This window comes from Flavobacterium sp. LC2016-12, from assembly GCF_015351595.1.
Taxonomy (GTDB): domain Bacteria; phylum Bacteroidota; class Bacteroidia; order Flavobacteriales; family Flavobacteriaceae; genus Flavobacterium.
Map to the genome: position 1 here is coordinate 42,129 of NZ_JADKPT010000010.1, position 11,972 is coordinate 54,100.

At 32.7% G+C, this 11,972-nt stretch carries 12 protein-coding genes; 8 read left to right on the forward strand and 4 right to left on the reverse strand.

Annotated features, from left to right (window positions below):
* Positions 1 to 135: 135 nt before the first annotated feature.
* Positions 136 to 2,637: a DUF5686 family protein gene (locus tag IRZ99_RS15515; protein WP_194658235.1), complete on the reverse strand. Its 2,502-nt coding sequence runs from the start codon at positions 2,635 to 2,637 to the stop codon at positions 136 to 138.
* Between the two features lie 67 nt (positions 2,638 to 2,704).
* Entirely contained in the window at positions 2,705 to 3,682 is a 978-nt protein-coding gene (locus IRZ99_RS15520; protein WP_194658133.1) for a pyruvate dehydrogenase complex E1 component subunit beta, read from the reverse strand.
* A gap of 492 nt (positions 3,683 to 4,174) precedes the next feature.
* Between IRZ99_RS15520 and IRZ99_RS15525 the strand changes: the two genes are divergently transcribed.
* From IRZ99_RS15525 to IRZ99_RS15540, 4 genes are all read left to right on the forward strand, one after another.
* The gene (locus IRZ99_RS15525) at positions 4,175 to 4,921 is read left to right on the forward strand and encodes an electron transfer flavoprotein subunit beta/FixA family protein (RefSeq protein ID WP_026983871.1); all 747 of its coding nucleotides are present in this window, start codon (positions 4,175 to 4,177) and stop codon (positions 4,919 to 4,921) included.
* Positions 4,922 to 5,064: 143 nt separating this feature from the next.
* Positions 5,065 to 6,033, forward strand: coding sequence for an electron transfer flavoprotein subunit alpha/FixB family protein (locus IRZ99_RS15530; protein ID WP_194658134.1), 969 nt, complete (start codon positions 5,065 to 5,067; stop codon positions 6,031 to 6,033).
* A gap of 164 nt (positions 6,034 to 6,197) precedes the next feature.
* On the forward strand, positions 6,198 to 6,821 hold the full coding sequence (locus IRZ99_RS15535; RefSeq protein WP_194658135.1) for a bifunctional nuclease family protein: 624 nt from the start codon (positions 6,198 to 6,200) through the stop codon (positions 6,819 to 6,821).
* Between the two features lie 114 nt (positions 6,822 to 6,935).
* A complete protein-coding gene (locus IRZ99_RS15540; protein ID WP_194658136.1) occupies positions 6,936 to 7,787 on the forward strand; it encodes a thymidylate synthase in 852 nt (283 codons plus the stop codon).
* Between the two features lie 35 nt (positions 7,788 to 7,822).
* On the opposite strand, the gene IRZ99_RS15545 is transcribed toward IRZ99_RS15540, so the two are convergent.
* Positions 7,823 to 8,119 (reverse strand): isoamylase early set domain-containing protein, encoded by a 297-nt coding sequence (locus IRZ99_RS15545; protein WP_056190188.1) that lies wholly within the window; start codon positions 8,117 to 8,119, stop codon positions 7,823 to 7,825.
* Positions 8,120 to 8,364: 245 nt separating this feature from the next.
* On the opposite strand from IRZ99_RS15545, the gene IRZ99_RS15550 reads away from it, so the two are divergent.
* The 4 genes from IRZ99_RS15550 to IRZ99_RS15565 all read left to right on the forward strand — a co-directional run bounded on the left by IRZ99_RS15550 (position 8,365) and on the right by IRZ99_RS15565 (position 11,231).
* Complete coding sequence (locus tag IRZ99_RS15550; RefSeq protein WP_194658137.1) at positions 8,365 to 8,709, forward strand: 2TM domain-containing protein; 345 nt, start codon at positions 8,365 to 8,367, stop codon at positions 8,707 to 8,709.
* A gap of 12 nt (positions 8,710 to 8,721) precedes the next feature.
* On the forward strand, positions 8,722 to 9,204 hold the full coding sequence (locus tag IRZ99_RS15555) for a dihydrofolate reductase (protein WP_194658138.1): 483 nt from the start codon (positions 8,722 to 8,724) through the stop codon (positions 9,202 to 9,204).
* Positions 9,205 to 9,787: 583 nt separating this feature from the next.
* Positions 9,788 to 10,519 (forward strand): bifunctional demethylmenaquinone methyltransferase/2-methoxy-6-polyprenyl-1,4-benzoquinol methylase UbiE, encoded by a 732-nt coding sequence (gene ubiE / locus IRZ99_RS15560; protein WP_194658139.1) that lies wholly within the window; start codon positions 9,788 to 9,790, stop codon positions 10,517 to 10,519.
* A 1-nt stretch (position 10,520) separates the two neighbouring features.
* Positions 10,521 to 11,231 (forward strand): porin family protein, encoded by a 711-nt coding sequence (locus IRZ99_RS15565; protein ID WP_194658140.1) that lies wholly within the window; start codon positions 10,521 to 10,523, stop codon positions 11,229 to 11,231.
* 9 nt (positions 11,232 to 11,240) lie between these two features.
* Here the strand turns inward: IRZ99_RS15565 and IRZ99_RS15570 are convergent, their stop codons facing one another.
* Positions 11,241 to 11,969 (reverse strand): RNA methyltransferase, encoded by a 729-nt coding sequence (locus tag IRZ99_RS15570; RefSeq protein WP_194658141.1) that lies wholly within the window; start codon positions 11,967 to 11,969, stop codon positions 11,241 to 11,243.
* Between the last annotated feature and the right edge of the window lie 3 nt (positions 11,970 to 11,972).

Below are 11,972 nucleotides of genomic sequence, written 5' to 3' on the forward strand. Positions count from 1 at the left end.
TAAGTCCACTTCAAAATTAAATAAAAAAAGAATCTCGCAAAGGCGCAGAGGCGCAAAGAGTTTGAAAAACTTAGCGACTTGTCGTCTTTGCGAGATTATTAAAAGTTTAAACTTTACTTAATCTTATAAAAATCTTTAAAAATAGAATCCGAAAGATCCTTTTACTGCAAATTTATTAGCATCAGGAGCGTTTAAATAACTTCCTCTCCAAGAGAAATCGATACGAAACACTTTGAAGATATTTCCAATTCCGGCATTGTATTCCCAATACACATTTTCCGGTGCATTATAAGGTTGATCCGAAGCATTGATCGCTCTGTTAGCATCAGAAATAGTTCCATAAACCCCTTTTACGCCAACAAATTCTCTCCAGTTTAATTTTCTCATAAACGGAATTCTGGCAAATAGCCTTCCTCCAAAATCATGATTCCATTGCAAGGTCGTATATTGGTCTGTTATGAATTCGTAGAAATTCAGGTTACTAAACGTATTTTCAATGGTGAAATAAGTCTGATTTCCCGGTATAACACTCATTAATCCTAACGGAATTGTTCCAAAAGTCTTACCTGTTTCCAAAATAATATTAGATCTTCCTAAAGGTCCTATTATAATAGGTTGTTTATAATAAATCTGTATTTTTTCATAAGCAAAATCACTATTAAAAACACCTTTTAAACCATAACTAAAGTTCACAAAGAAATGACTGAACGGACTATCTACAAGATCACGCTCTACCCCAAAACCAATCGTTTTTCGGTTTGGCATAAACTCAAACTGAATATTAGCTTCAGATTGTGTTACCGCACTTGCAACAACACCAGCAGGATTTGAAGGACTTGGCAAAGTCGTATAATAATCTAAACTAAAAGTAGGAGAAGCCGATTCCAAAGTTCTATAAGAAAGTCCCGCCTGAACAACAAAATTTTTCTTAGGCTCCATTTCAACAGAAATATTACTCAAATTAATATTGGTTAATTTTCCGTTACTTCCTGTTGTAAACAATGCAGAAGAAGCAAAACTTCGTCCTAAAATATCATTTGTTGTGGTTAAACTGGCTCCAATTTGTTCTATATCGCGCCTGTTTCCTCCAGAAATGATGACTCTTTTTTTCTTGTCAACCATCCATTTTCCTGAAACTCCATATTTGAATTTACTATCATCAAAACCGTACGCTGTATAGGCTTGTATACGCCATGGATCGTTGGGGCCAAAATATGTTCTTCCACCAACTCTAATTCTCAGACCTTCGACTTCGTTATATCCAAATGTGGAGAAAATTGGTCCGTAATCAAAGTTTTTGAACTCTACATATCCGCTTCCTAAAATAGAAACCAGATTATATATTTGCTTGAATCTCTTGACGGTCTGCAATGTATCGAGCATTTTATAAATACCCAACTCATCTTTATTTAATTTCTCAAAACGATTCTCATCCCAAAATTCATCAGGTCTATCATAAACAGCATTGTCAATATAATTGACTTCTTCTTTATAAAACTTCTCGGGCTTTTGAATATTGAATTTATGATTTCGATATAAGGTTGTTCGTTTTCCATAAACCCCTTTGGATTTTTCCTTTTTGTTCAGGGCAAAATCAGACATCATATAATCGCGTGTCAAAAGGAAAACAGAATCGTTTTCTACATCAAATTCCTGTTCTATATAAATATCTTTTACCCAGTTAATATTGGCACTTTTGGTAACGCCCATATTAATTTTCTTGATTGCAAAAGTAGTATCGTTTACCCAGAAATCTCCTTTAAATGTCAATTCGTTTTTACGTCTTGGATAAAAAACAATATTATAACACCATTTTTTGTCGATATAAGCACTGTCTTTTAAGACATAATTGTAAACGTCAATTCCTGTTTTTGAAAGTGGACTTGTAAAACTTTTATCAAAAAAAGTAAGGTGATTATCGTAAATATTATAATCTGAATAAAGGTCTTTTACAAAAGATAAAATCTGTTGGTTTCCATTAAAACCAGAAGTTTTACTTCCGGTAATATTCTCTTTTACTTTCTTTAATTTGTTATCTCCGTAAACATCGTACACCGATTCATTTATAAAAATGGGCAGATACGTTTTTCCGGTAACATCAGAAGTGTCCACATGATTAAAGACAAACTCCATTCCTTTGAAAAGTTTATTTTTCATAAAAGCACTATCGATAGTGTTCATATCAAACTCCACTTTTTCATACTTCTGCATTTGATATTGATTGAATTGGTACAAACCGTTTTTACGTTTTCGTTCCCAAATTTTTCTCAAAATATCTAAGGCAGGATTATTCTTTTTAGATGTTTTTCCTGTAAAAATTACAACTTCATTTAAAGCTTCGGCCTCGCCTAAAACAATTTTAAAATTATAATTAACTGCTTTTTCTAAAGGAATTTCTTTATCTGAAAATCCTGCAGAAGTCACTAATAATGCCGTATATGTTTTTGGTGACTCTAAATAAAAACGACCATCTTCATTTGAAACTATTCCGGTATTTGAACCCTTGAAAACAATATTAGCAAACGGAACAGGCTGATTCAATTTATCCAAAACAATTCCGCTCACTTTAGTTTGTGCAGTAGCAATATTCGCAAGTGCAAATACAAAAAACAGGCTGAGTAAAATTATTTTCTTTATCATGTGGCAAAAAAAAACTTCATCAATTAATATGACTGATGAAGTTTTATAAGTATTGTTTGTTTGACTATTTGTACATTACTTTCTTTACTGCTTTTACTACATCAGTTGCGTTTGGCAACCAGTCTTTTAGTAAAACAGGAGAGTAAGGCGCAGGAGTATCTGCAGTTGTAATACGTTGAATTGGCGCATCAAGAAAATCAAAAGCTTGTTCCTGAACGATGTAAGTGATTTCAGATGAAATACTTGCAAATGGCCAAGCTTCTTCTAAAATTACCAAACGATTTGTTTTCTTAACTGATTTCAAGATCGCTTCGTTATCCATTGGACGAACTGTTCTTAAATCGATAATCTCACATGAAATTCCTTCTTTAGCTAATTCATCAGCAGCAATAAAAGCCTCTTTGATAATTTTTCCAAAAGAAACGATAGTAACATCTGTTCCTTCACGTTTAACATCAGCAACTCCTAATGGAATTGTATATTCTCCGTCTGGCACTTCGCCTTTATCACCATACATTTGCTCAGATTCCATAAAAATTACAGGATCATTATCACGAATTGCAGATTTCAAAAGTCCTTTTGCGTCATAAGGTGTAGAAGGAACTACAACTTTAAGACCAGGAGTATTAGCAAACCAGTTTTCTAAAGCTTGAGAGTGAGTTGCTCCTAATTGACCTGCAGAAGCAGTTGGTCCACGAAAAACGATTGGCACATTAAATTGTCCACCCGTCATTTGACGCATTTTAGCAGCATTATTTATAATTTGATCAATACCAACTAAACAGAAGTTGAAAGTCATGTACTCTACGATAGGACGACAACCGTTCATAGCTGATCCTACTGCAATTCCTGTAAAACCAAGCTCAGCAATTGGAGTATCGATTACTCTTTTTTCACCAAACTCAGCAAGCATTCCTTTTGAAGCTTTGTAAGCTCCGTTATATTCTGCAACTTCTTCGCCCATTAAATATATGGATTCATCGTGACGCATTTCTTCGCTCATCGCTTCACAAATGGCCTCTCTAAATTGTATTGTTCTCATATTTATATTGTATGTTGAATTTTCTGAAGAGCAAAAATAAATATTTTAAATAACTTAAAAGCATAAATTGAATTTAAAATCGCATGAACTTCCTTCTGCTCTCTGCTTTTAACTTTTAAAAAATTATTGTGATATTTACGAAATCGATATAATTACCACTATTCTCATCGTAAAAACATTTTTTAGACAAATTCAATACTATTTGTTTAATCTGATTCAGTAAATTTTATCGTTAAAACGAAACAAATCGAAAACTAGTATAAAAAGGCCTCAAGTTTAACAGTTGTTCATGATTATAAGCTTTGCAAAATTCCTAAGAATCAGATCAAATGACTGCACTTTCATTTCTGAATTGAGATGAAAAGCGGTTCAAATTCCATAATCTGCGAAAACGTAATAGTTTTTAAAAAATATTATGCATGCATAGTATATTATTCCGATTTTAATTTCTAAATTTGTCAAACCATATTATAAATATCAAAATATATACTTATGAAAATATTAGTTTGCATCAGCCATGTGCCTGATACTACTTCAAAAATTAACTTCTCCAATGGTGATTCAGAATTCGATACCAACGGTGTACAATATGTAATTAATCCTAATGACGAGTTTGGTTTAACGCGTGCAATCTGGTTTCAGGAGCAACAAGGAGCAACTGTAACTGTTGTTAATGTTGGAGGTCCGGATACTGAGCCAACTTTACGTAAAGCATTGGCAATTGGTGCAAACGAAGCGATTCGTGTAAACGCTAATCCAACTGACGGTTTTTTTGTTGCAAAACAATTAGCTGAAGTTATTAAAAATGGTGGCTATGATCTTGTAATTGCAGGGAAAGAATCTTTAGATTATAATGGCGGAATGGTTCCTGGAATGATTGCTGGAATTTTAGGTTCTAACTTCTTAAACTCTTGTACAAACGTAACCGTTGATGGAAACAATGTAAAAGCAGTTCGTGAAATTGATGGTGGAAAAGAAACTGTAAGTACTACTTTACCTTTAATTATCGGTGGACAAAAAGGTCTTGTTGAAGAAAAAGATTTGCGTATTCCAAACATGAGAGGAATTATGACAGCAAGAACAAAAGCTTTAACTATTCTTGAGCCAGTTGATGCTCCTGTAAATACAAAAGCAGTAAAATTTGAAAAACCAGCTCCTAAATCAGCGGTAAAATTAGTTTCTCCTGATAACTTAGATGAGTTAATCAATTTATTACACAACGAGGCTAAAGTGATTTAAGATTGTAGAGTTTAGATTTTAGATTGCTTCACGCAAGATTAAAATCTAAATTAAACATTTGATTCACTTCAAATCTAATCAATAATCTTTTTAGGTTTCATTTTCTAAAATCTGAAATCTAAAATCTAAAATCTAAAATTATCATGTCAATATTAATATATGCAGAATCTGCAGAAGGAAAATTTAAAAAAGTAGCTTTTGAATTAGCTTCTTATGCTAAAAAAGTAGCAGAATCATTAGGAACTACTGTAACCGCTTTGACTGTAAACATCTCTGATGTAAGCGAATTGTCAAAATACGGAGTTGATAAAGTTCTAAAAGTAAACAACGATAAATTAGCAGGTTTTACAGCTAAGGCTTACGCCGATGTTATCAAACAAGCTGCTGAAAAAGAAGGAACTAAATTAGTATTACTTTCTTCTACAACAGACAGTATTTATCTTTCATCATTAGTTGCTGTGGTGCTAAATGCGGGTTTTGCTTCCAATGTTGTTGGATTACCAGTAAGCACTTCGCCTTTTCAGGTAAAAAGAAATGCTTTCTCTAACAAAGCTTTCAATATTACAGAAATTAGCACAGATGTAAAAGTTCTTGGTTTAGCTAAAAACTCTTATGGAATATTCGAAAGTGCAGGATCTGCTACTGAAGAAGATTTCAATCCATCAATTGGAGAAAATGATTTTGGAGTAAAAGTAGAATCTGTAGAAAAAGTAACAGGAAAAGTTTCTATTGCTGATGCTGATATCGTAGTTTCTGGTGGACGTGGTTTGAAAGGACCCGAAAACTGGGGATTAGTTGAAGATTTAGCAGCTGTTTTAGGTGCTGCAACAGCATGTTCTAAACCAGTTTCAGATTTAGGATGGAGACCTCACAGCGAACACGTTGGACAAACTGGAAAACCGGTAGCAACAAACTTATATATTGCAATCGGAATTTCTGGAGCAATCCAACACATTGCCGGAATCAACTCTTCAAAGGTAAAAGTAGTAATCAACAGTGATCCTGAAGCACCTTTCTTTAAAGTGGCTGATTATGGTATTGTTGGTGATGCGTTTGAAATCGTTCCTAAATTAACAGAGAAATTAAAAGCTTTTAAAGCGCAACATTCTTAATTTAAAATTCTCTATCAAAATATAGCTGCCTAAAAACAAGATAATCGTATCTTTGTTTTAGGTAGCTTTTTTGTTCCATATTTTTTGATTAAAATTGCACCTTTATTTTTCAATCAAAAAAAGTATTAAAATGCGGCATTAATTGCCCTTTTTTACCCACATATATGAGTCTAGTAAAATTGTCCATAAAAGGAATTTCATACAGTCAAACTCAAAATGGCGCTTATGCCTTAATTTTGAATGAAGTTGACGGTGAAAGAAAACTACCAATTGTTATTGGTGCTTTTGAAGCCCAATCGATTGCTATTGCCTTAGAAAAAGAAATTAAACCTCCTCGCCCATTAACACACGATCTATTCAAAAACTTTGCAGAAAGGTTTGATATTGTTGTAAAACAGGTAATCATCCATAAATTGGTTGATGGAGTTTTCTATTCAAGTTTAATCTGTGAAAGAGATAAAATCGAAGAAATAATAGATGCCAGAACTTCTGACGCGATTGCACTTGCTTTGCGTTTTAATGCTCCGATTTTTACTTATAAAAACATACTGGATAAAGCCGGAATTTATTTAAAATCAAATACTGCCGATACCGATTCTGGCGCTCAGGAAATTGACGATGTTCTTTCTAATCCGGAAACTTTTGGCCGCGAAGAAGAAAGCAATCAATCTGGCGATGTATATGCGAAACATACATTACAGGAATTAAATGAACTTTTAGATCAGGCCGTTTCTCAGGAAGATTATGAGAAAGCTGCTAAAATTAGAGACGAAATCTCGAAAAGATAATTTTAAGGCTATAAGCCATAAGCTCTAGGCTATAAGCTTAAAGCAAAAATATAAAAACAAACTATAAGCATTGGGCAAAAGCCTAAAGCTTAAAGCCTAAAGCTTAAAGCAAAGATGAAGCAATACTTAGATTTAGTCAAACATGTTTTAGAAACCGGTTGCCAAAAAGGAGACCGAACAGGAACAGGAACAAAAAGTGTTTTTGGTTACCAAATGCGTTTTGATTTAAGTGAAGGTTTCCCAATGGTTACTACCAAAAAACTACACTTAAAATCTATCATTTACGAATTGCTTTGGTTTTTAAAAGGTGATACCAATATTAAATACCTACAGGATAATGGAGTAAAAATTTGGGATGCCTGGGCAGATTCAAATGGAGACCTTGGCCCTGTTTACGGACACCAATGGCGTAATTGGAATAGCGAAGAAATTGATCAGATCTCTGAATTGATTACCGAACTAAAAACAAATCCAAATAGCCGAAGAATGCTGGTTTCTGCATGGAACCCATCTGTTCTGCCGGATACAAAAAAATCATTCGAAGAAAACGTAGCAAACAACAAGGCAGCTTTACCTCCTTGCCATGCCTTTTTTCAATTTTATGTTTCGAGTCCCGATATTGAAAAAGGCGAGACAAAAGGCAAACTTTCTTGTCAATTGTATCAACGAAGTGCTGATATATTTTTAGGAGTTCCTTTTAATATTGCTTCTTATGCATTGTTAACTATGATGATCGCTCAGGTTTGTGATTTAGACGCAGGCGAATTTATTCACACTTTTGGTGACGCACACATTTATAACAATCATATTGAACAATTGGAGTTGCAATTAAGCCGCGAGCCAAAGCCATTGCCAAAAATGATTTTAAATCCGGATATCAAAAATATTTTTGATTTTGATTATAACGACTTCACACTTTTAGATTATGAACCACATGCTGGCATAAAAGGAAGTGTTGCTGTATAAATAAAAAAAATCCGCTTGTAACTGAGCGGATTTTTTTATACAACTAAAACACTATTTTCACTTCCTGCAAAATCATTCCATTTATAAGAATCAGCTTCAGGATCATTTACATACAATCCGTCAATTACATATTTAAACTCGTAAATAGCATCCTTTACTAAGTCATAAGTTGCTTTAAAAGTTCCGTTTTTTAACTTGCTTAAAGTACCTTCTTCCGGATTCCAATTATTAAAATCTCCCACTACAGCAGCTGAATTTGCATCTTTAGCCTCTACAGAAAAAGTAACTTTACACACTGGTTTTGTTTTGATAAATTGTTTCTTTAAAGACATAACTATTTAGTTTTTAGATTTATACATCTAAATTACAGAAATTCAGCTGAACATTCAACAACCTCCTTACCGATTTATGATAATATCAAAAACGGCATATTTTTTTAACTACATTAATAATTTAAAGTGCAAATAATTTCGTGTTTCTCATTTAGCATTCCTTTGAACATAAATATTATACGATCAAAAACACCATGATTTCAAAATAAATTTTAACTTTATAACCTCATTATTCATTTTGTCTTATGGAAAAAGAAGTGCACGAACAATACGAATATGCCAGAAGAAGGCTTAGGCAAAAGAAAATACTATATTTTCACTTTGTCCTTTTTCTCTTAGGCAGTTTATTTTTATTTATTGCAAACAGATTTTTTGGTTTTGGCGCTAACACAGATCAAAATTGGTGTATTTGGGGCATTACAATATGGTTTTTCATCTTCATTTTACACTTTATCAAAGTCTATATTACGGACAGATTTATGAATAAAAAATGGGAAAGAGAACAAATTGACAGACTTGTTGCTTTACAGCAAAAAAGAATTAGTCAATTAGAGTCCAAAATAAATGAGGATACCGATAATAAAATTTAGTTTTAGAATACCATGATTATAATGATAGCGGCTGTTGCCGAAAATAATGCTCTTGGAAAAAATAATGAGTTAGTATGGCATTTGCCAAATGATTTCAAAAGATTCAAATCGCTCACAACCAATCATCACATTATTATGGGAAGAAAAACTTTTGAAAGCTTCCCGAAACCCTTACCAAACAGAGTTCATGTTGTAATAACACGTCAAAAGGATTATAATCCTGAAGGCTGCATTGTCGTAGACAGTATTGAAAAAGCGATTGCTGCTTGCCCAGAAAATGAAGATTCTTACATCATTGGGGGAGGCGAGATTTATAATTTAGGAATGGAGTATGCTGATATACTTGAGATCACCAAAGTCCACCACAGCTTTGATGCTGATGCGTATTTCCCTGAAATTGATAAAACCGACTGGCAGCTAGTTGAATCTGAAGAAAATTTTAGAGACGAAAAACATCTTTACGATTATACTTATGAAACTTACATTAGACGTTAAATAAAAAAACATCCTCTTTTGAAGGATGTTTTTTAAAACGATTGATTTTTTTCGATCTGACTCTTTCAGGAAGTAGTTTTTGTAAAAATCACAAATGTTTAAAACATTTGAATTAACTGAATAACATTAAAGTTATTTGAGAATAAATCCCAAAAAGAGCCCTTAATAACAAATACCACTAAGATATTAAAGGCAAGAAAATTAAAATTTCCAAAAACAAATTTAATCCTAAGAACGTATTTTGCACCTATTTAAATAGTATTGCGGTTTAAAAACAACACTTTTAAACTACTTACAAGAACAAATGAGATTACCAGTGCAAAGAAGTATTCATTTGATTTAAGTCATTTTATTCTATCAATCATTAAAATTTCATCATTTTATCTTTAGCAAAAGTGGCTATAAATCAAGCGTTGCACAATACCCACTTTTAGTGATTTTATAAAAATACCTGCATTTGGTTAGAGTCTAAAACCCAGCCCAGGTGTTTTCTAAAAAGCTTATTCTAAAACATTTGATTTACAAATTAAAAAACGCAATTACAGTTAACACAGTTTGTATTATATTTGCGTAAATAAAAAAAATGTCTGAAAAAATAACCCCATATAAAGACTCTTCTTTAGGTAAAAAAGAACAGGTTGCCCAAATGTTTGATAACATCTCTGGAAACTACGACAATTTGAATCGCGTAATTTCATTTGGAATTGATATTAAGTGGCGAAAAAAAGTATTAAAAATTGTATCGGACACTAATCCGAAAATCATTCTTGATATTGCAACAGGAACCGGCGATTTAGCCATTTTAATGGCGCAGACAAAAGCCGAGAAAATCATTGGACTAGATATTTCTGCAGGAATGCTTGAAGTGGGAAAAAAGAAAGTTGCAGATAAAAACCTTTCTACTATTATTGATTTAGTTTTAGGTGACTCCGAAAACATTCCATTTGAAGACCATTATTTTGATGCTATTACAGTTGGTTTTGGGGTTAGAAATTTTGAAAACTTAGAAAAAGGTTTTTCTGAAATCCTAAGAGTTTTAAAGCCAGGTGGTGTATTTGTCATTTTAGAAACTTCAGTTCCTGATAAAACTCCATATAAACAAGGTTATAGATTTTACAGCAGAAATATACTTCCTATAATTGGAAAATTATTTTCAAAAGATAATTCAGCATATGGCTATTTGTCAGAATCTGCAGCTGTTTTTCCTTACGGAGAAGCTTTAAACAATATTTTGAGAAAAATTGGGTTTATAGATGTTGTGGCAATGCCTCAAACTTTTGGAGTTGCAACCATTTATTCTGCTTCTAAAAAATAGTATGAAAAAAACAGTAATCTTACTTTTATTAGTCTTATCGACAAAAGGATATTCGCAATTTGCTAAAAGCATGTTTAGCAAAGACCCTATAATCAATCTTGAAAACTGGCAAAAACAACGCCTGTATTTTGGTTATTATCTGGGTTTTAATAGTTTTGATTTTAAATTTGACTACAAAAATCCCGGTCCGGATATCCAGGTAAAAAAGACTACTGGTTTTAATGTTGGTGTTGTTGCAGATTTAAGACTACAGGAATATATTAACTTACGTTTTGAACCAGGTTTGTATTACACAAAACGTGATTTATATTTCCCTAATATGGCTTTGGAAAAAGATTATTTAAGAGAAGTAAACAGTACTTATATTCACTTTCCGCTGTTACTAAAATTCTCTTCGTTACGCACAGGAAATATTCGCCCATATATAGTTGGTGGAATGTCGACCACACTAAATTTATCAAGTAATTCAAAATCGCAGGATGATAACTTTGAAGGAAAATTTAGAGTTAAACCCTGGACAGCAGCATATGAACTAGGTTTTGGAATTGATATTTTCTCTGAATATTTTATTTTCTCCCCTTCAATCAGAGGTATGTTTGGAATAACCAATGAATTAATTCGCGACAATCCTGCCAAAGGACCAAGTCCATGGACAGATAATATTGACTCGATGAAATCTAGAGCAATTTTAATAAATTTCACTTTTCATTAAAACAAATTCTTAACTATTTCGTTTAAATTCACTAAGAATAATTGCTGTGGCAGTTGCTACATTTAAACTTTCCGTTTTTTGTAGTTCTCCAAACCTTGGAATTGAGATTCGGCTGGTTACTATTTTTTCAATTTCTGCTGAAATACCATTGGCTTCATTACCCATAATAATGATTCCATTTTGAGGCAGATTGGATTTATAGATATTATCACCATCCATAAAAGTTCCAAAAACCGGTAATTTTGTTTGTGTGATAAAAGTTTTCAAATCAATGTAGTTGACATTTACTCTGGCAATAGAACCCATTGTAGCCTGCACGACCTTTGGATTGTAAATATCTACTGTTTCTTTAGAGCAAATGATTTGTTTGATACCAAACCAATCGCAAAGACGTAAAATTGTACCAAGATTTCCGGGATCTCTAATATCGTCTAACGCGATAATTAATCCAGAGTCGATTATTTTATTTTCGGCAGGGATTTTGAATACAGCCAAACAAGAATTTGGAGTTGCCAAAGCACTTATTTTTTTAAGTTCCTGCTCATTAATAAAAGTGCGCTTTGAAGGCTGAACAGTTTCAAAATCATTTAAAGTCGTGTATAAATGCTCTAATTCAAAATTGGATTGCAACAATTCCTGAATTACTTTTACTCCTTCGGCAAAAAATAATTGATTGGCAAAACGCTGCTTTTTTTGATGTAAACCTGTTATAAGTTTTATTTGGTTTTTACTAACCATAAA